General features: G+C 60.9%; 15 protein-coding genes. 8 read left to right on the plus strand and 7 right to left on the minus strand.

Annotated features, from left to right (window positions below):
* Positions 1–222: 222 nt before the first annotated feature.
* From JDW18_RS10615 to JDW18_RS10625, 3 genes are all read right to left on the minus strand, one after another.
* Positions 223–1,599 carry a DUF1329 domain-containing protein gene (locus JDW18_RS10615; protein ID WP_218243570.1) on the minus strand — a complete coding sequence of 459 codons (1,377 nt, stop codon included), beginning with the start codon at positions 1,597–1,599 and terminating at the stop codon, positions 223–225.
* A gap of 179 nt (positions 1,600–1,778) precedes the next feature.
* Positions 1,779–3,254 carry an amino acid permease gene (locus tag JDW18_RS10620; protein WP_218243571.1) on the minus strand — a complete coding sequence of 492 codons (1,476 nt, stop codon included), beginning with the start codon at positions 3,252–3,254 and terminating at the stop codon, positions 1,779–1,781.
* Positions 3,255–3,809: 555 nt separating this feature from the next.
* Entirely contained in the window at positions 3,810–4,700 is an 891-nt protein-coding gene (locus JDW18_RS10625) for a LysR family transcriptional regulator (RefSeq protein WP_218243572.1), read from the minus strand.
* 332 nt (positions 4,701–5,032) lie between these two features.
* Between JDW18_RS10625 and JDW18_RS10630 the strand changes: the two genes are divergently transcribed.
* Positions 5,033–6,526: an MFS transporter gene (locus JDW18_RS10630; RefSeq protein WP_218243573.1), complete on the plus strand. Its 1,494-nt coding sequence runs from the start codon at positions 5,033–5,035 to the stop codon at positions 6,524–6,526.
* An 87-nt stretch (positions 6,527–6,613) separates the two neighbouring features.
* Here the strand turns inward: JDW18_RS10630 and JDW18_RS10635 are convergent, their stop codons facing one another.
* From JDW18_RS10635 to JDW18_RS10650, 4 genes are all read right to left on the minus strand, one after another.
* Positions 6,614–7,408: an ABC transporter ATP-binding protein gene (locus JDW18_RS10635; protein WP_218243574.1), complete on the minus strand. Its 795-nt coding sequence runs from the start codon at positions 7,406–7,408 to the stop codon at positions 6,614–6,616.
* A gap of 21 nt (positions 7,409–7,429) precedes the next feature.
* On the minus strand, positions 7,430–8,314 hold the full coding sequence (locus tag JDW18_RS10640) for an ABC transporter permease (RefSeq protein ID WP_218243575.1): 885 nt from the start codon (positions 8,312–8,314) through the stop codon (positions 7,430–7,432).
* 113 nt (positions 8,315–8,427) lie between these two features.
* Complete coding sequence (locus JDW18_RS10645; RefSeq protein WP_218243576.1) at positions 8,428–9,396, minus strand: ABC transporter substrate-binding protein; 969 nt, start codon at positions 9,394–9,396, stop codon at positions 8,428–8,430.
* A 545-nt stretch (positions 9,397–9,941) separates the two neighbouring features.
* On the minus strand, positions 9,942–11,645 hold the full coding sequence (locus JDW18_RS10650; RefSeq protein ID WP_218243577.1) for an electron transfer flavoprotein-ubiquinone oxidoreductase: 1,704 nt from the start codon (positions 11,643–11,645) through the stop codon (positions 9,942–9,944).
* A gap of 261 nt (positions 11,646–11,906) precedes the next feature.
* On the opposite strand from JDW18_RS10650, the gene JDW18_RS10655 reads away from it, so the two are divergent.
* From JDW18_RS10655 to JDW18_RS10685, 7 genes are all read left to right on the plus strand, one after another.
* Complete coding sequence (locus JDW18_RS10655; RefSeq protein ID WP_218243578.1) at positions 11,907–12,332, plus strand: acyl-CoA thioesterase; 426 nt, start codon at positions 11,907–11,909, stop codon at positions 12,330–12,332.
* Positions 12,333–12,682: 350 nt separating this feature from the next.
* Positions 12,683–13,975: a dicarboxylate/amino acid:cation symporter gene (locus JDW18_RS10660; RefSeq protein ID WP_218243579.1), complete on the plus strand. Its 1,293-nt coding sequence runs from the start codon at positions 12,683–12,685 to the stop codon at positions 13,973–13,975.
* Between the two features lie 41 nt (positions 13,976–14,016).
* Positions 14,017–15,888: a sensor histidine kinase gene (locus tag JDW18_RS10665; RefSeq protein ID WP_246610441.1), complete on the plus strand. Its 1,872-nt coding sequence runs from the start codon at positions 14,017–14,019 to the stop codon at positions 15,886–15,888.
* A gap of 13 nt (positions 15,889–15,901) precedes the next feature.
* Complete coding sequence (locus JDW18_RS10670; protein ID WP_218243581.1) at positions 15,902–17,221, plus strand: sigma-54-dependent transcriptional regulator; 1,320 nt, start codon at positions 15,902–15,904, stop codon at positions 17,219–17,221.
* A 35-nt stretch (positions 17,222–17,256) separates the two neighbouring features.
* Entirely contained in the window at positions 17,257–18,372 is a 1,116-nt protein-coding gene (locus JDW18_RS10675) for a saccharopine dehydrogenase family protein (RefSeq protein ID WP_218243582.1), read from the plus strand.
* Entirely contained in the window at positions 18,369–18,914 is a 546-nt protein-coding gene (locus tag JDW18_RS10680) for a DUF4166 domain-containing protein (protein WP_218243583.1), read from the plus strand. The genes JDW18_RS10675 and JDW18_RS10680 overlap by 4 nt, the downstream gene beginning before the upstream one ends.
* A complete protein-coding gene (locus tag JDW18_RS10685; RefSeq protein WP_218243584.1) occupies positions 18,911–19,300 on the plus strand; it encodes a thiol-disulfide oxidoreductase DCC family protein in 390 nt (129 codons plus the stop codon). Before JDW18_RS10680 ends, JDW18_RS10685 begins: the two co-directional genes overlap by 4 nt.
* Positions 19,301–19,323: the final 23 nt, after the last annotated feature.

Below are 19,323 nucleotides of genomic sequence, written 5' to 3' on the forward strand. Positions count from 1 at the left end.
TCGTATATTGGGTATGCGCCGAATGCTATGAATTTGAAAGCATTTATGTGCTTCTATCCTAGCATCGCCATTGGCCTAAATGGGCGTTAGACGTCGCTTTCGACCTCGTTTCCGGGATGGGGAGACATAAAAAAAGAGAGGCCAGTGGCCTCTCTTCCCACCGGGGCGGTAAAGCCCGGTGTCGTGCGCGCAGTGGTGGTCCACCGGCTTTTTATGTCTGCATCAGTTGCCCAGATTGCGGATGGCTTCTGGTGTGTACTGGCTGGGCTTGAGGTTGTCCTTGCCCAGAATTGGCGCCTTGGGGCGTTCCTGGAACAGGTTGTATGCCACGTAGGAGCCAGAACTCAGGTCGTAGTAGAACGAGGTGCCGGCGTGCCACTTCTTGATGTCGTAGGCGTAGTAGTAGTTGATCTCGCCGTGCTGCCACAGCTGGCCGCGTGCATCGTAGAAGTCACCCGAGACGGCGTGGCCGGTGTCTTCGTCAATGAACATCACGCGCTTGGAGTAAAGGTGACGGTAGTTGGGCTTGAGCTTGCCTTCCAGTACCAGCACGCGGCGCAGTTCGTAGCGGGTGTAGGCGGGGTTGGGGTGGCCGGGCTTGATCAGGTCGGCGTACTTGATCTGCTGGTGGATGCGGAAAGCATTGGCGGGCACGAACATTTCGCGCTTGCCTTGCATGCTCCATTCATAGCGGTCGGGTGCACCATTGAATAGACGGTCCGAATCGATGGTCACTTTGCCACTGGAGCCGGGAGAGGGCTGGTCATAGCCAAACTCGGGCAACTGGCGTACGCGGCGGGTGCCGGGGTCGTAGTTCCAGGCCAGACGCTTGTCGGTGCCAAAGTTCATGGGCTCGATGGACAGAATCACACTGCCCTTTTCACGCTCGGGCAGGATGGTGAAGTTGGTCACCCAGGCGTATTTACCTTCGTTGGGCTTGCCCAGGCTTTCTTTGGAGTCGTAGCGGCTCAGCTGCACATAGTTTGTGCGACCCCAGGCCACATCGCCACCTGCGCCGACCAGCGCCAAATCACGTTCCACGTCTTCCGTACTGGCACGACTGGGAATCATGTTGTTCCAGAACAGCTCCAGCCCGGTTTTGGGGATGGGGAAGGGCAGAGCGCCCATGAAGCCCTTGACGCCGTTGCCGTCGTTGACGACTTCAGCCTCCAGCGCGTTGTGCTTGACGACGGCGCAGATCTCGTCGTCATAGCGGAAGTCGCGGTGTCCGGGGTAAACCGGAATGCGCATGGTGGTGGGGAATTTCTTGAGCAGCGCCTTCTGGCCATCGCTCAGCTTGTCGCCGTACTGCGCCATATTGGCTGCGGTGATCTCGAACAGCGGCTTTTCATTGGCGTAGATATCGGGCTGGAACTGGCCCACCGATTTGGTGAACTTCACGCCGGGTGGCACGCCCAGAATCTTGCCGGTGAAGGCGGGGATGCTGCCATCGGCATTGCCAGCTTTGGTGGCGCCGGTGCAGGTCAGCTCTTTGCCCAGCTTGTCGGCTTCGGCGGCAGGTACTTTGGCGAAGGCGGCTCCTGCAGCCAGCAGACCCAGGCTCACAGCCAATACAGCACTCAGTTTCTTTTGCTTCATGTCTCTTGTTGTGTGAAGTAGCGACGATCTGATTCTTTGGTTATTTGCTTATTTCCGAATCGTCTGACAAGACTACATAGCCTGCATGTATAGCTATATGGCTTGAGTCAGGTCAACAAAAAAGGCAGCACCGTTTGCCAGTGCTGCCTTGTGAGAGAAGGAAGGGGTAAGAGGCGTGCTCAGCGGCTGCCCCGCAGATCCATATCCTTGTAGGCCACGATCTTTGTGCCCTTGCGCCACTTGTAGCCAAACCAGATGATCAGGAACAGAGGCAGGCCGATATAGGTGGCAATGGCACCCACCCAGTCGATCTGGTCCTTGACCAGGTTCTCGTAGTTCTGGCCCAGCGTGATGACCAGACACAGCACAAACGCAAAGAGGGGGCCGAAGGGGAAGGCTGCGGCCTTGTAGGGCAGCTTGTTCATATCGTAGTTCTGCACCTCGCAGCCCTTGCGGAAGCGATAGTGGCTGATGGCAATGCCCAGCCAGGCCACAAAACCGCACATGCCCGACAGGTTCAGCAGCCAGACGTACACCACCTCTGGGCTGAAGATATTGGTCAGGAAGCACAGGGCAGCAATCACCGTGGTGGCAATCAGTGCCAGCACGGGCACGCCGCGGGAATTGACCTTGGCGAAGATCTTGGGCGCCATGCCCTGCTGCGCCAGCGCATACAGCATGCGGGTAGAGGCATACATGCCCGAGTTACCGGCGGACAGCACCGAGGTCAGCACCACGGCATTCATCACCGCCGCTGCACCCAGCAGGCCGGCACGCTCGAAGACCAGTGTGAATGGGCTGACGGCGATGTCGCCCAGGTCATTCTTGAGCAGCTTGGGATCGGTGTAAGGAATCAGCAGGCCGATGATGAGAATGGCAAAGACGTAGAACAGCAAAATGCGCCAGAACACCTTGCGCACAGCGCGTGGCACGTTTTTGGCGGGGTCTTCGGATTCCCCAGCGGCAATACCGATCAGCTCGGTGCCCTGGAAGGAGAAACCCACCACCATAGCCACGCCAATCAGCGCTGCAAAGCCGCCGACAAAGGGGGCATCGCCCGCAGTGAAGTTGGCAATATTGCCCCAGATGCCATCGGGTGCACCGCCTTGCAAAATGCCGAAGATCATCATCACGCCAATGGCGATGAAGATCAGCACCGTGGTCACCTTGATGGCGGCAAACCAGAATTCCGACTCACCAAAGCCGCGTGCGGACAAGGCGTTCAGCCCAAACATCAGCGCCAGAAACAGCGCACTCCACAGCACGCCATTGATATCTGGGAACCAGTAGGCCATGACCAGTTGCGCGGCCACCAAGTCCACCGCGATGGTCACAGCCCAGTTGTACCAGTAGTTCCAGCCCAGGGCGAAGCCAAAGCCTTCGTCCACATATTTGGCGCCATAGGTGGCAAACGAGCCGGACACGGGCATGTGCGCGGCCATTTCGCCCAGGCTGGTCATCAGAAAGTAAACCATCAGGCCCACGATCATGTAGGCCAGCAGGGCGCCACCGGGGCCAGCCTGCGAAATGGTTGCGCCAGAGGCCACGAACAGGCCCGTGCCGATGGAGCCGCCAATGGCGATCATCGACATATGGCGGGCCTTGAGGCTGCGGTGAAGCCCACCGCTGGCAGTTGTTGATTGGCTATCGCTCATGAAGGATGTTGGTTGTGGGCGGAACTTCAAGCCGTGCGAAGTGCCGGTCAGAAGAAGTCCGCCGATCAGAGTTCAACGCTGTACGCGCAATCGGCGATGACAAGCATCGCTTTCAGCGGCTACCGAATGGGTGCAGATTGTGAGCGATTTGCTGAAAGCCTGTGCGCTGGCGGCGTCTGCGAGGGCTGGGCTTGATCTGTGGAAATACCTAAGTGATTGATTTATTGCTGCTTTATGGAAATTTCTGACGATGCAAATCTTGTTTAAACCATCGTCAAATCGTCAGATTTCAGACATAAACCAGCAGGTGTCTGGGGTTTCATATTTTGTCGATATGAACTATTTATTCGTCATATTGAATGTATTCATTCGCTGAAACGATGAATGCGAATGGCGTTTGATGATGTTTGAATAGGGAAAAGGCCTGTATCCGTTTTAAATAAAGCGCTGGCAGCTATGATTTTTGATAGCAGTGAGCGGAGCTGCTTGTACGCAGGACTTTGGGGCCAAGGTAAGAAGGCAGGCAAGGGCATGCATGGCGCTGCCCGCAGAGCACTACCACTGCTCGCGCGCCAGCAGCACTTCTGCCAGCGCCTTGATCTTGGGCGATGCATGGCGGGTGCGGGGGTAGACCAGCGATAGCTCGCGGCTGCGGCCTTCGAGCTGGGTCAGCACGGGGGTCAGCTTGCCGCTGGCTATGTGCTCGCGCACAGCAAACTCCATGACCTGTGCCACACCCAGCCCGGCCAGAGAGCCTTCAATCAAGGGGTCACCGCTGTCAAAGCGGATGGAGTGCGGTGGCACCCAGTCCAGCGGTTGCTCGCCCTCGGCCTGGAACTGCCAAGGCACCAGAAAGCCCCGGTAATGGTTATAGACCGACAGGCAGCGGTGCTGGGCCAGCTCCTGCAGCGTGTACGGCGTGCCATGGGCTAGCAGATAGGCGGGGGAGGCCACGGTCACCCAGCGCAGCGGCGGCAGACTGCGCGCAATCATGCGGCTGTCGGCCAGCGGGCCGATGCGCACGGCGGCGTCATAGCCTTCGTCCACCATGTCCACCACGCGGTCGGTAAAGCTGGCGTCAATCTGCAGTTCGGGATAGCGGTCCATCAGCGCCCCCAGCAGTGGCGTCAGCACCACGCGCCCCAGCACGGATGGCGCGCTCATGCGCAGCACGCCGCTGGGTTCGCAGCGGCGCTCCAGCAGCAATTCGCGGGCCTCCTGCAGTCCGGCAATCAGCGCCGCACTGCGGTCCACAAGGGTGCAGCCGTCGGGTGTGAGTGAGACATTGCGCGTGTTGCGATGCAGCAGCCGCGTGCCCAGTTCGGCCTCCAGCTGCGCAATCGTGCGCGAGATGCGGGACTGCGTGGTGCCCAGACTGTGCGCAGCCTGGGTAAAGCTTTTGCACTCGGCCACCTTGACCAGCATGTGTACGGCGTTCAGATCCATGGCTATGGCGCTTTTGGCCCGCTAACACAACCCTTGATACGTCGTAACGAAGCCTTGTCGTACTTTTGTACTGCCTGCGGCTTCGCACCTCGTCTCAACCGCAAACCTTCGGTTTGCTGGGTGGTGTTAGCGGCTCTTATTGATGCGTATATGCATTAGTTAAACATGATTTTTATATTTATCTTTGAATTTGAATTAAATACGATGCCTGCCTGACCGGTCATTTCTGCTGCACCTGCAATGCAGCACGCTCTGGAGCTGTTTTCACGGATCTCGCGCCGCACGGCGGCTGGGCCCGTAGCTGCTCCTTTTCGAGAAGAAGGACCGATGTGATGGATCACGCAAACAACCTCCCACCCCGCCAGCAGACTGGCGCAGCAGCCACTGCGCCGCCCCGGCTGAACTATCCGCGCGCCGCGCTGGCGCTGCTGTCACTGGCCCAGCTCATGATTGCGCTGGACGCAACGATTGTTTTTGTGGCGCTGGACGCCATGGGGCATCACCTGCAACTGGCGCCGCACCATCTGCAATGGGTGATCAGCGGCTACAGCGTGGCCTTTGGCGGCTGCCTGCTGCTGGGCGGGCGCTGCGCCGATCTGCTGGGCCAGCGCCGCATGTATGTGCTGGCCATGGCGCTGTTCGGCCTGGCATCTTTGGCGGGCGGTTTTGCCACGGAGGCATGGCTGCTGATTGCGGCCCGGGCCGCCCAGGGCGTGGGGGCAGCGCTATTGTTTCCGGCAACCCTGGCCATGATTAACACGCTGTACCGCCCTGGCGCCGAGCGCAACCGGGCGCTTGCGGTGTGGAGCATGGCCAGCGCGGCAGGTCTGGCAGCAGGCGCTTTGCTGGGTGGTGTGCTGACGCAATGGCTGGGCTGGAACTGGGTGCTGTGGGTGCTGGTGCCGGTGGCCTGGCCTTGCGCGCTGGCGGCGCTGCGCTATCTGCCCGCCATGCCCAGTGTGCTGCGCCAGCAGCGCCGCTTTGATGTGGCAGGCTGTATCAGCGTCACGCTGGGCAGCAGCCTGCTGGTGACGGGGCTGGTGCAAGGGCCTGAGTGGGGCTGGCTGGATGCGCGCACGCTGGCCGTGCTGTTGGTGGCAGGGCTGGCGCTGGCCGCCTTCTTTGCCATTGAAAAACGGGTGGCTGCCCCACTGATGCCGCTGGCCATGCTGAAAGTGCGCGGGCTGCAGCAGGCCATGCTGCTGACGCTGCTGTTCATGAGTTGCTATGGCGTGCAGTACTACTTTCTGGGCTTGTATTTTCAGCAGGTACTGGGCTGGAGCCCGCTGCAGGCGGGGCTGGCCTTTGTGCTGCCCACCATTGTCTGCACCGCAGGTATTCGCTGGGCGGAACGTGGCCTGGCGCGCCGCAGCGCCCGCACCGTGCTGATGGCGGGCTGGGCTGCGGGTCTGCTGGGCTTGGTCTGGACGGCTGCTGTGCTGCCGCTGGCAGGCAACTACTGGTGGCTGGTGCCGGGCTTTATCGTGATGAGCATTGGTCAGGGCGCCAGCTGGACAGGCATGTGGGTGCTGGTGGGCGAGGGCATTGCGCCCCAGCAGCAGGGCGTGGCTTCTGGCGTGGCGGCTACGGCCCAGCAGGTGGGTGCGGCGCTGGGGCTGGCAGTGCTGGTCATGGTGGCGGCGCGGCCGGTGGCGCAGTTGCGGGCGGCAGGCGAAGTCAGCGCACAGGCCTTGGGTCAAGCCAATGCGCTGGGCCTGCAGCATGCGGAATGGGGCACGGCGGTGATTGCGCTGGTGGCGCTGCTGGTCTGCGCCGCTATGGGGCGCAAGCCGCAGCTTAAGGCTCTGAAACCGCAAACTTGCTGAGAACCCGTTTGATGTGAAAAGAGCTTCCAGCGCTTGTTGGATAAGCGCTGGAAGCTCTTGTTTTGATAGTAATGGCCGGGCTTGGGTTTAGCTCAGCAGCAGGGCGTCATCCGCCAGCTTTTCACCGCGCACCTTCTCGAACATATGCAGCAGGTCGGGCACATCCATCTTGGCGCGCTCTTCACCGCTGACGTCCAGCACCACATTGCCCTGGTGCAGCATGACAGTACGCGTGCCCACGTCCAGCGCCTGGCGCATGCTGTGCGTCACCATCATGGTGGTCAGCTTGGCTTCCTTGACGATACGGTCTGTGAGCTGCAGCACAAAGTCTGCGGTGCGCGGGTCCAGCGCGGCGGTGTGCTCGTCCAGCAGCAGAATGCGCGAGGGCTGCAGCGCCGCCATCAGCAGGCTCACGGCCTGACGCTGGCCGCCCGAGAGTAGGCCGATACGGTCGGTCAAACGGTTTTCCAGGCCTAGGCCCAGCGTGGCCAGACGCTCGCGGTACAGCTCGCGGTTGGAGGCTTTGACTGCCTTGGACAGGCCACGGAAATTGCCGCGCTCATGCGCCAGAGCCATGTTTTCTTCGATGGACAGGTCTTCGCAGGTGCCCGCCATGGGGTCCTGAAACACGCGGGCCACTTGTTTGGAGCGGTTCCAGACGGGCATGCGTGTCATGTCGATACCGGCGATTTCGATCTTGCCCTTGTCCACGCTCTGGTCGCCAGAGACGCAGTTCAGAAACGTTGATTTGCCCGCGCCATTGGAGCCGATGACGGTGACGAACTGCCCGTCAGGGATGGACAGCGACAGGCCGCGCAGGGCACGCGTCTCAATGGGCGTGCCGGGGTTGAAGGTCAGTTCCAGGTTTTGTGCGTTCAGCATGGTGTTCTCCGCATTCCTTCTTTACTTGCGCTTGCCCATTTTTTTCTTGATTTGCGGAATGATCAGCGCAATGGTCACCAGCACGGCAGTTACCAGGTTCAAATCCTGTGCCTTCAGGCCAATGGCGTCGATATTGAGCGCTGCGGCGATGAAGAAGCGATAGACCACCGCGCCCAGCACCACGGCCAGCGTGGCCCAGATGATCTTGCGCGAAGGCAAAATGGTTTCGCCCACGATCACGGCGGCCAGGCCGATGACGATGGTGCCGATGCCCATGGAAATATCAGAGCCGCCCTGGGTCTGCACAAACAGTGCGCCTGCCAGGCCAACCAGACCGTTGGAGATGGCCATGCCCAGCAAGATCATGGCGCCGGTGTTCACGCCCTGGGCGCGGGCCATGCGGGCGTTGGAGCCGGTGGAGCGAATGGCCAGACCGCGTTCGGTGGCAAAGAACCAGTCCAGTGCCAGCTTGGCCACGATGACAAAGCCCAGCATGATGATGGGGCGCATCACATAGTCAGGAACGCTCTCGGGCTGCAGCATGGTGAACAGCGTGGGTTCATTGATCAGCGGCACATTGGGGCCGCCCATGATGCGCAGGTTGACGGAGTACAGGCCAATCATCATCAGGATGGAGGCCAGCAGGTCCATGATCTTGAGCTTGACGTTGAGCCAGCCGGTAATCAGGCCTGCAACAGCACCCGCCGCCGTGCCAGCCAGCGTGGCAAGCCAGGGGTTGGTGCCCGTGGAAATCAGAATGGCGCAGACAGCGCCGCCCAGCGGGAAGCTGCCATCGACCGTGAGGTCGGGAAAGCGCAGCAAGCGAAACGAGATGAAGACGCCCAGCGCCACCAGGCTGAAGATCAGGCCAATTTCAATGGCACCGAGTACGGAAAATAAAGACATAGAGAGAGCGACAGGCGCGGCAGACGTCTAAAAAAATCGGCAGGGCCATGTTGCCACGGCACCTGCCGCTGTGCTGGCGCTGCACGGGGCAACGCTAGCGACAGGTTGGGGGTTTACTTGACCACCGTAGCAGCGGCCTTGACCAGGGCGTCGGACAGTTTCACGCCTTGCTTTTCAGCAGCGCCGGGGTTCACGAACAGTTCCATCTTGGTGGAGACTTCGGGCTTGATGTCGCCGGGCTTTTCGCCCTTCAGAATGCGCACCACCATGCGGCCGGTCTGCTCGCCCAGATCACGGTAGTTGATACCGTAGGCAGCCACGGCGCCGCGCTTGACGGAGTCGGTGTCAGAAGCCACCAGAGGAATCTTGGCATCCTGACCCACCTTGACCAGCGACTCGTAGGCCGAGACCACGTTGTTGTCGGTGTTGGTATAGATCACATCCACCTTGCCCACCAGCGAGCGAGCGGCGCTGGAGACGTCCACCGAGCGGGGAGCTGCAGCGGTCACCAGTGTCCAGCCCATCTTGGGCAGCAGGGCTTGCAGTTCCTTCACGACCACAGCGGAGTTGGCTTCGCCGGGGTTGTAAACCATGCCAATGCGCTTGGCGTTGGGGGCCACTTGCTTGACCAGATCCATCTGCTTGTCCAGCGCCAGCAGGTCGGACACGCCAGTCACATTGTTCTTGGAGGGCTCCCAGCTGGGCACCAGCTTGGCGGCCACGGGGTCGGTCACGGCGGAGAACACCACGGGCACGGACTTGGTCGAAGCGATCACGGCCTGTGCGGAAGGTGTGGCGATGGCAACGATGGCGTCAGGCTTGTCGCCCACGAACTTGCGGGCGATCTGAGCGGCGGTGCCGGTGTTGCCCTGGGCGCTCTGGTACTGCCACTTCAGGCTCTTGCCGTCTTCGTAGCCGGCGGCCTTGAGGGCATCTTTCACGCCATCGCGCACGGCGTCCAGCGCGGGGTGCTCAACGATGGCGGTCACGGCCACCGATTTGGTGTCGGCTGCATAAGCGCCGGTGATGGCGGAAATTGCCAAGGCCACTGCACCCAGACGGGCCCAAGACTGCTGCTTCATGTGTATCTCCAGCGTTTGTTGTGTATTCCAGATGAATTAAGACCGCTGCGATTGGATACACAGCGCCTTGCGGCAAAGTCTACTGCACCGCTTCGCCTGTCTTGCGCCCGCACATAACCCGGTTTATCCCTATACAGAATTTGCCAAAAAATGGCATGAAAGCTGCAGAAAACAGGTTTTTTATGGTTTAAGAGTGCGGCAATGCGTGGAATGTGAATGCAATTTTGCGTCGTCAAAGGCATTTATGGCGTTGTGGTGTGCATTTTTCCTGCGCGTCGGTGCGCTGGATGGCTGAATTTCATACGGGTTGCTTATTTTTTGAACATGCAAGGCTAAGCTGGGCGTTGGCGCCTGACGCTGCAACCCGGCTTGAGAGGCCGGATGCTTGCGGTAACAAAAATTCACTCAGTGCCAGATTGGGGTGACGGATTCCGGCATCTCGGTCATGCCCAGCTCTGCACAAAATGGCCGCGCATGAAAAAAGCCTGTGCGGCAACAGCAGCACAGGCTTTTTGAGGGAGGGCAGAGGCCAAATAGCCAGGCGTTTACATGCCCGAGTAGTTCGGGCCACCGCCGCCTTCAGGCGTCACCCAGACGATGTTCTGGGTGGGGTCCTTGATGTCGCAGGTCTTGCAGTGCACGCAGTTCTGGGCGTTGATCTGCAGGCGTTGTTTGCCAGCGGTGGCTTCGTCTTCCACAAACTCGTACACACCAGCGGGGCAGTAGCGCTGCTCGGGGCCGGCGAACTTGGCCAGGTTGACGTTGACGGGAACGCTTGCGTCCTTGAGCGTCAGGTGCGCAGGCTGGTTTTCCGCATGGTTGGTGCTGCTGATGAACACGCTGGAGAGGCGGTCAAAGGTCAGCTTGCCATCGGGCTTGGGGTACTCGATAGGAGTGCACTCGGCCGCAGGCTTCAGGTAGGCGTGGTCGGGCTTGTTGCGGTGCAGCGTCCAAGGGATGTTGCCGCGCAGCACGAACTGCTCCAGGCCGTTCATGATGGAAGCGGTAGTCAGGCCCTTCTTGAACCAGGCCTTGAAGTTGCGCGCCTTCCACAGCTCTTCATACAGCCAGCTGTTTTCAAAGGCGTGGGTATAGGCGTTCAGCTCATCGTGCTGGCGGCCAGCCACCAGGGCGTCATAGGCGGCTTCGGCGGCCAGCATGCCGGTCTTGATGGCTGCGTGGCTGCCCTTGATGCGGCTGACGTTCAGGAAACCGGCTTCGCAGCCCACCAGCGCGCCGCCGGGGAAGACAAAGCGTGGCAGGCTGGAGATGCCGCCCGCCGTGATGGCACGGGCGCCGTAGCTGATGCGCTTGCCGGGCTTGATGCCCTTGGCTTCGTCGCCTTCCAGGTAGTAGCGGATGTTGGGGTGGGTCTTCCAGCGCTGCATTTCCTCGAAAGGAGACAGGTAGGGGTTGGAATAGTCCAGACCGGTGATGAAGCCCAGCGTGACCAGGTTGTCTTCCAGGTGGTAGAGGAAAGCGCCGCCGTAGGTGTCGCTCTTCATGGGCCAGCCAGCGGTGTGCACCACCATGCCAGGCTTGTGACGGGCGGGGTCGATTTCCCACAGTTCCTTGATGCCAATGCCGTAAGTCTGCGGGTCGCGGTTGGCGTCCAGCGAGTACTTGGCAATGACTTGCTTGCCCAGGTGGCCGCGTGCGCCTTCGGCAAACACGGTGTACTTGGCGTGCAGTTCCATGCCCAGCTGGAAGTCGCCGGTAGGCTCGCCATCCTTGCCCACCCCCATATTGCCGGTGGCCACGCCCTTGACGGAGCCGTCTTCGTTGTAGAGCACTTCGGCAGCCGCAAAGCCGGGGAAGATTTCCACGCCCAGGGCTTCAGCCTGCTCGGCCAGCCACTTGGTGACATAGCCCAGGCGCACGATGTAGTTGCCTTCGTTGTGGAAGCACTTGGGCAGCAGCCAGTTAGGCGTGCGCAGCGATGCTTTCTCGCCCAGGAAGACCATGGCGTCTTCGGTCACGGGCTGGTTCAGCGGCGCGCCTTTTTCCTTCCAGTCAGGGATCAGCTCAGTCAGGGCGCGAGGGTCCATGATGGCGCCGGACAGCGTATGGGCGCCAGGCTCGGAGCCTTTTTCCAGCACGACAACGGAGACATCCTGGCCTTTTTCTGCCGCCAGCTGCTTGAGGCGGATGGCGGTGGCCAGGCCACCGGGGCCGCCGCCCACTACCACCACGTCATATTCCATGGCTTCGCGCGGGCCGAACTGGGCCAGGATTTCTTCGTTTGTCATCGGGAGAGTCTCGCTTGAATAATGAATTGGGAAAGCTGGCTGCGCGGTCAGGTTGCAAAGATGTTGCAAAAACCGCAATGCGGGCGATTCTATGCTGTGACACCCGCACGCACGTGCAGAACAGGGGACAGTCTCTGACTCGCAATTGCGGCAAAGTCTCTAGGCTAGTGGCGCGGCAAAGCGGCGCCATCCCTCAAAGCAACTAGAACGGGCGGAGTATGCAAAACTGCTCAAGCTCAATGAATAAGGAGGCAGGCTGCTATGAAAATTGAGATTCCTGAGCACAAAAAACTGGTCTATGAAACGCGGTTTGTGGTGCGCTGGGGCGATATGGATGCCATGGGGCATGTCAACAACACTCAGTATTTTCGCTATATGGAGACGGCGCGTATTGACTGGATGAGCAGCATCGGCGTCAACCCCGATCCCGGCGCGCAGGGGCCGGTCATCGTCAATGCCTTCTGCAATTTCTATCAGCAGCTCAGCTATCCGGACGAGGTGTTGCTGCGCATGTTTGTCAGCAACCCGGCGCGCACCACCTTTGAGACCTGGGCAACGATGGAGCGCGTGAACCAGCCGGGCGTGATCTGCGCAGCGGGTGGCGGGACGGTGATCTGGGTGGACTTCCCGCGCCAGAAGGCGACAGAGCTGCCAGAGGACGTGCGCGCCATGGTTAGCGCTGATTGAGTGTTCGGAAATCCGAACTGGATGCGCTGAGCCTGTTCGAAATTTCGTTGCAGGTTATGCGCAAAAGTATGGTGCGCATAAACAAATCATGGGTTTAGGGTTTGCGAATGGGCTGGCACGGTCTGTGCTTTAACAGAGGCAGGCCGCGTACGCGCGGTTGCTGAAGGACGGGTGCGTGGGCTGGAGGTTTCTCTGGCCCGCGCACCGGTCCGGAACCGGGGCAGGGCGACTAGGTGAATGGTGATTCGCTCAGATCGTCCTCCCCGGTTTTTGTTGCTGCCTGTGCTGCTTGTGAGTTGCGTGCTCACAGGCGCGCAGCGGCACAGAAACTGCAAACCAAGACTGAAACAATGAAATCCAATCGCTTGACCATCATGGTCCTTGCAGCCATGGTTCTGGGCGTGGTTGTGGGCTATCTGGTCCACATCTACGCTGCCTCGCCAGAGCAAGCCAAATCCATCGCCGCTTATCTGAGCATTCTTACGGATGTGTTCCTGCGCATGATCAAGATGATCATCGCGCCGCTGGTGTTTGCCACGCTGGTGGCGGGTCTGGCCAATATGGGCGATGCCAAGTCCGTAGGCCGCGTGGGCACGCGTGCGCTGGGCTGGTTTATTGCGGCCTCGTTCTGCTCGCTGTTTCTGGGCCTTTTCTACGCCAATGTGCTGAGGCCCGGTCATGGCCTGAATGTGGAACTGCCCACCAGTGCCGATGGGCTGGAGCTCAAGACATCGGCCTTGAACTTCAAGGATTTCATCACCCATGTCTTCCCCAAGAACATCTTTGAAGCCATGGCCACCAACGAGGTGCTGCAGATCCTGGTGTTTGCGCTCTTCTTTGGCATTGCGCTGGGCTATCTGAACCACCAGAAAAAGCACATGCTGGTGGGCCTGATGGAAGAGACCTCGCATGTCATGCTGCGCGTGACTGAGTATGTGATGCGCTTTGCGCCTCTGGGGGTGTTTGGTTCCGTGGCGGCCACGATTACCACCCACGGCCTGGGCATGCTGCTGGTGTTTGGCAAATTCCTGCTGGGCTTTTACATCGCACTGGCCACGCTGTGGGTGCTGCTGACGATTGCGGGCTATCTGGTGCTGGGCAAGGACGTGTTCCGCCTGCTGTCGCTGATCCGCGGCCCTTTGCTGGTGGGCTTTTTCACGGCCAGCAGCGAATCGACGCTGCCCAAGCTGATGGAGCAGCTGGAAAAATTCGGCGTCAAGTCGCGCATCACAGGTTTTGTGCTGCCTCTGGGTTACTCGTTTAACCTGGATGGCTCCATGATCTACACCACGTTCCTGGCCATCTTTATTGCACAGGCCTACGGCATTGAGATGTCGCTGGCGGCGCAGATCACCATGCTGCTGGTGCTCATGATCTCCAGCAAAGGCATTGCGGGCGTGCCGCGTGCTGCACTCGTGGTCGTGGCCGCAGTGCTGCCCATGTTCGGCCTGCCTGAGGCCGGCATCATGCTGATTCTGGGCATCGACCACTTCCTCGATATGGGCCGCACCCTGACCAATGTGCTGGGTAACGCCATTGCCACTGCCGTGGTGGCCAAGTGGGAAGGTGAAGAGGGCATGGAGCCCGCTGGCGCTGGTGGTGCACACCTGCCTGCCGCCTCTGGTCAGACAGGCCAGGCCTGAAACGCATAGTGCGGCTGGGCGCTGATACCATGGGCTGCACCATGCCAGCCCCGCCCAAGAACCGTCTGCGCACCAGCCTGCTGATTTTGCTGTGGCTGGGCCTGAGTGCGCTGGCAGGCTGGGGCAGTTATCACGTCGCACGCGATTACGCGCTGGACAGCCTTCAGGTCGATGGCAATCACAGGCTGGACCTCTACACGGCCAGCCTGCAGCGAGAAATCGACAAATACGCATTTCTGCCCGGGGTGATGGCCCTGCAGCCCCAGGTGCAAAGCCTGCTGCAGGTGCCCGATGATGCGGGCCTGACCCTGTACGTCAATCGCTATCTGGAAGCGCTGAGCCAGAGCGCAGGCACCCTCAGCGTCTATTTGCTGGACCACTCCGGCCGCGTGCTGGCCGCCAGCAACTGGCAGCGTGCCGACAGCTTTGTGGGCGAAGACCTGAGCTTTCGCCCCTATGTGCAGCAGGCTCTGAGGCAGGGCTACGGGCGCTACTTTGGCATTGGCACCACACGGGGTGAGCCGGGCTACTACCTCACCACCCCGCTGGGGCAGGGCGAGCAGCGTGGCATTGCCGTGGTCAAGGTTGGTCTGTCGCTGCTGGAGCATTCCTGGGCTGCGGCAGAGTCCCCCGTCTTCGTGAGTGACGAGAACACCGTGCTCATGCTCAGCAACGTGCCGCAATGGCGGTTTACAACGCTGGATGTGCTGGACGACGCGCAGCGCGCCAGACTGAAAAGCTCTCTCAAATACAACCAGCAGGCCCTGCAGCCGCTGAACTGGAAAATACTGGACTCTTCGCTGCAAGGGAATAGCGCGGTTCAGCTGGTAGAGCTTCCTGGCGGTGTGGATGCTTCACCGGGCTATAGCTCCGGCCAGTTCCTGGCACTTTCGCGCACGCTGGCGGGCTCGCCCTGGAAGATGACGGTGCTGCTGCCACTGGCATCCGCCTTGCCACTGGCGCAAAGCCGGGCATGGCTGACAGCCGTCATGGTGGCGCTGGGGCTGATGCTGCTGGCGCTGCTGCTGCAGCGGCGCAGCCACCTGCGCGAGCAACTGGCCGCCCGGCAAGCGCTGCAGCAGGCCCATGATGCGCTGGAGCGTCAGGTGCAGCAGCGCACCGCCCAGCTGCAAAGTGCCAATACTGCGCTGCAGCAAGAGGTGGCCGAACGCATGCAAGCCGAGGTCACGCTGCGTGCCGCGCAGGATGAGCTGGTGCAGGCGGGCAAGCTGGCCGTGATTGGAAAGCTCTCGACCGAAGTGGCCCATGAGCTCAACCAGCCGCTGGCGGCCCTGCGCGCCCTGGCAGGCAACAGCCAGCGCTTTCTGGAGCGCAGCCAGACCGATATGGTGCAAAGCAATCTGCAGCGCATGGCCGATCTGTCGGACCGCATGGGACGCATCACCGGGCAGCTGCGCAACTTTGCGCGCAGATCGCTGGACATGCCACAGGCCGTGCCGCTTGCCGATGTCATGGAGCCAGCGCTGGCGCTGATGCAGCCGCGCATGGACCGTTGCGGCGCTGAAGTGGTGTGCGATATTCCCGCGCAGCTCAGGGTTCTGTGTGATACCAACCGCGTGCAGCAGGTGCTGATCAATCTGCTGGGCAATGCCCTGGATGCCATGCTGCAGCAAAGCACGCCGCGCATTGAAATTGGCGGTGAAGTGAAAGACGGGCAGGCCCATATCAGCGTGCGAGACCATGGACCGGGCTTGAGCGAGCAGGCTCTGGCCCACCTGTTTCAGCCCTTTTTTACCACCAAGCTCAAAGGCGAAGGTCTGGGCCTGGGCCTGTCGCTGTCTTCTGATATTGCCAAAGCCAGCGGCGGCTGCCTGCAAGGGCGCAATCACCCCGAGGGAGGGGCCGTCTTCACGCTAAGCCTTCCCTTGGCGGATACTCAGCCGCTTCTCTGAAAAGTCTGTGCCCATGAATTCCCAGCTCCATGTTCTGATTGTTGAAGACGACGCCGACGTCGCCATGGCCTGCGAACAGGCCTTGCAGCTGGAAGGCTATGAGTGCGGGTGCATGAGCAGTGCGGAGATGGCGCAGAAACACCTGTCGGCCGACTTCGCTGGCGTGGTGGTCAGCGATATTCGCCTGCCGCGCATGAGCGGGCTGGATTTGCTTGCCGCGGTGCACGCCATGGATGCGGAACTGCCCGTCATCCTCATCACCGGCCATGGTGATATTTCCATGGCCGTGCAGGCCATGAAGGATGGTGCGCAGGACTTTCTGGAAAAGCCGTTTGCCCCCGAGCGCCTGACCGAAGCCGTGCGCCGCGCGCTGGAGCGCAGGCGGCTGGTGCTGGAAGTGCGCGCCCTGCGCGAGCAACTGCAAAGCCGTGACCTGATGCAGCAGCAGCTGCTGGGCCAGTCGCCCGCCATGCAGCAGCTGCGCCGCACCGTGCAGAGTCTGGCCAGCAGTGAGGCCGATGTGCTGATCTGGGGCGAAACCGGCACCGGCAAGGAAAAAGTGGCGCGCAGCCTGCACGAAGCCAGCCGTCGCAAGGATGGCAATTTCGTGGCCATCAACTGTGGCGGCTTGCCGGAAACTTTGTTTGACAGCGAAATCTTTGGCAGCGAAGCCGGGGCCTTCACCGGCGCTGGCAAAAAGCGCATTGGCAAGATCGAGCACGCCAGCGGCGGCACACTGTTTCTGGACGAAATCGAGAGCATGCCCATGGCCATGCAGATCAAGCTGCTGCGCGTGCTGCAGGAGCGCGTGCTGGAGCGTCTGGGGTCAAACACCTTGATTCCCGTGGACTGCCGTGTGATTGCTGCTACCAAAGTTGATTTGCTGGCCCTCAGTCAGCAAGGTCTGTTTCGTGCCGACCTGTACTACCGCCTCAACGTCATCACCGTGAACCTGCCGCCGCTGCGCGAACGCCGGGAAGACATTCCGCTGCTGTTCGAGCACTTTGCCCTGCAGGCAGCGGCGCGCCACCAGCGGTCCGTGCCAGAACTCACACCGCAGCGTCTGCAAACCCTGATGGCCCACGACTGGCCCGGCAATGTGCGTGAGCTGCGCAATATGGCAGAACGCATGACGCTGGGCATAGACATGGGCCTGCAAAGTGCGCAGGCCCAGACGGCAGAGCCATCGCTGGCGGCGACCGTGGAAGCCATTGAGCGGGCATTGATTGTGGACGCGCTGCGCAGCCACGACGGCAGCCTGACCCGCGCCGCACAGGCCCTGGGTACGCCCAAGACCACGCTGCACGACAAGATGCGCAAATACGGCTTATGAAACAGCGCTGAACGGCTGCCCCGCTACACTGGGGCATGCGCGAATTCAGAGTTCTGGTTGTTGGTGCTTATGGCTTTTTCGGCAGCCGTCTGGTCACCCGACTGGCGCGGCAAAGCGGTTTGCATATCGTGCTTGCGGGTCGCTCTGCAGCCGCAGCCCGCGAATTGGTCGAGCGCCTTACCCCCGAAGCCCGTTCCAGCCTGAGCCATGAGGCGCTCGATGTGATGGCACCGGGCTTGGCAGATCGCCTCAAGGCGCTGGCTGTAGACGCTCTGATTCACACCAGTGGCCCGTTTCAGGGGCAGGACTATCGCGTGGCCCAGGCTTGTGCGCAGGCCGGTGTGCACTATGTGGATCTGGCCGATGGACGTGATTTTGTCTGCGGCATTCAAGCGCTTGATGCACAGGCCAGGGCCGCAGGTGTGCTGCTGGCCAGCGGTGTCAGCTCGGTGCCTGCACTGTCCACCGCTGTGGTCGATACGCTGGCCCAGGGCATGACCCGCGTCCAGAGCATCGATATCGGTATCAGCCCCGGCAACCGCACGGATCGCGGGCTGTCCACCGTTGCTGCCATCCTCAGTTATTGCGGTCAACCCTTGCCGGGTTCTAGGTTTGAGCCTGTGATCGGCTGGCTGCGCAGCTATGCGCATCACTACCCGCAGCCGGTGGGGCGCAGGCTGCTGTCGGCCTGTGATGTGCCTGATCTGGCGCTGCTGCCGCTGCGTTATGAAAACCGCCCTGTGGTCAGATTCGGTGCAGGGCTTGAGCTATCGTTTTTGCAGAGAGGCATGAGCATCATGGCCTGGCTGGCGCATAAGGGCTTGGTGCAGAACTGGTCAGCCCATGCCCGCTGGCTCAAGCGCATGGCAGACGGGTTCAAAAACTGGGGCAGCGATGTCGGGGCCATGCATGTCACCATCAGCGGTCTGGATGCGCAGGGCCAGCCCAGTCAGCGCAGCTGGGTGCTGATTGCGGGTTCGGGCGACGGCCCTTATGTGCCCACGCTGGCCGCAAGTGCACTGGTGCGCAAGCTGGCCGCAGGTGCACAGCTTCCACCCGGCGCGCGGCCCTGCATGGGGCTGCTGACGCTGCAGGACTTTGCGGCAGAGGCGCAGGGGCTCGATATTCAGATGAAGGAGCTGGCTGGATGACGCAAAACGCTTCCTTGTTTCAGCAAGTCATGGGTGATGAGTTTCGCAAACTCGACCCTGTGCTGCAGCGCTTTCACAGTCTTCAAGGCCAGCATGAACTGGAGGGCAGGGTACAGACCAATGCGCCTCAGACCTGGGCGGCCAGACAGCTGGCGCTGACCATCGGCACGCCGCGCACTGCGACCGAAGGGGCGATTCATTTTGAGCTGCAGGCCAGTCCACAGGTCGAAACCTGGACGCGCATTTTCCCCACGCAAGTCATGCGCTCCACCATGCAGGTGCACAAGGGCTATCTGATCGAAAAGCTAGGCGCAGCATGGTTGCGCTTTGAGTTGCTGGCGGTGGATGGGCGGTTTCGCATGCGGCTGCAGCGCCTGTTTTTTCTGGGCATCCCTTGCCCAGGCTGGCTTGCGCCACGCCTTGTGGCAGAGGAAACAGGTGCGGGTGACAGGCTGCAGTTTCATATCGAGGCCGCTGTACCCCTGATTGGCGTGGTTGCCAGTTATCGCGGCTATCTGCTGCTGCCCAAGGAGAGCGCATGATTGTGGTGTTCGACGCGCAATGCCTGCTGTGCAACAGCTGGGTGCAGTTTCTGCTCAAGCACGACAAGCAGGGCATTTTTCAGTTTGCGGCCATACAGGGCCAAGTTGGCAGCCAGTTGCTGGCTGAGGCGGGACTGAAGATTGAAGGCCTGCAGACCTTGCTGCTGGTGGATGGCCCGCAGAGCTGGCAGCACACGGACGCGATCTTGCGCGTGCTGCATGCACTGGGCTGGCCGTGGCGGCTGGCTGGGGTCGCTAGGCTGATACCCGCAGCACTGCGCGATGCGCTGTACCGAGTGATTGCCCGCAACCGCTACCAGTGGTTTGGCAAAAGCGAGCAATGCCTGATGCCCGACCCGGCAGTCGCGGCGCGCTTTCTGGATTGACGGGTTCTGGATTGAATTTTAGA

The organism is Comamonas fluminis (assembly GCF_019186805.1).
In the GTDB taxonomy this organism is placed as follows: domain Bacteria; phylum Pseudomonadota; class Gammaproteobacteria; order Burkholderiales; family Burkholderiaceae_C; genus Comamonas; species Comamonas fluminis.

Coding starts and splice junctions, on each gene's coding strand:
- JDW18_RS10630 (WP_218243573.1), top strand. CDS start 5,033: ATGGATCACGCAAACAACCTCCCACCCCGCCAGCAGACTGGCGCAGCA.
- JDW18_RS10620 (WP_218243571.1), bottom strand. CDS start 3,254: ATGAGCGATAGCCAATCAACAACTGCCAGCGGTGGGCTTCACCGCAGC.
- JDW18_RS10625 (WP_218243572.1), bottom strand. CDS start 4,700: ATGGATCTGAACGCCGTACACATGCTGGTCAAGGTGGCCGAGTGCAAA.
- JDW18_RS10650 (WP_218243577.1), bottom strand. CDS start 11,645: ATGACAAACGAAGAAATCCTGGCCCAGTTCGGCCCGCGCGAAGCCATG.
- JDW18_RS10640 (WP_218243575.1), bottom strand. CDS start 8,314: ATGTCTTTATTTTCCGTACTCGGTGCCATTGAAATTGGCCTGATCTTC.
- JDW18_RS10615 (WP_218243570.1), bottom strand. CDS start 1,599: ATGAAGCAAAAGAAACTGAGTGCTGTATTGGCTGTGAGCCTGGGTCTG.
- JDW18_RS10655 (WP_218243578.1), top strand. CDS start 11,907: ATGAAAATTGAGATTCCTGAGCACAAAAAACTGGTCTATGAAACGCGG.
- JDW18_RS10660 (WP_218243579.1), top strand. CDS start 12,683: ATGAAATCCAATCGCTTGACCATCATGGTCCTTGCAGCCATGGTTCTG.
- JDW18_RS10635 (WP_218243574.1), bottom strand. CDS start 7,408: ATGCTGAACGCACAAAACCTGGAACTGACCTTCAACCCCGGCACGCCC.
- JDW18_RS10645 (WP_218243576.1), bottom strand. CDS start 9,396: ATGAAGCAGCAGTCTTGGGCCCGTCTGGGTGCAGTGGCCTTGGCAATT.
- JDW18_RS10670 (WP_218243581.1), top strand. CDS start 15,902: ATGAATTCCCAGCTCCATGTTCTGATTGTTGAAGACGACGCCGACGTC.
- JDW18_RS10675 (WP_218243582.1), top strand. CDS start 17,257: ATGCGCGAATTCAGAGTTCTGGTTGTTGGTGCTTATGGCTTTTTCGGC.
- JDW18_RS10685 (WP_218243584.1), top strand. CDS start 18,911: ATGATTGTGGTGTTCGACGCGCAATGCCTGCTGTGCAACAGCTGGGTG.
- JDW18_RS10665 (WP_246610441.1), top strand. CDS start 14,017: ATGCCAGCCCCGCCCAAGAACCGTCTGCGCACCAGCCTGCTGATTTTG.
- JDW18_RS10680 (WP_218243583.1), top strand. CDS start 18,369: ATGACGCAAAACGCTTCCTTGTTTCAGCAAGTCATGGGTGATGAGTTT.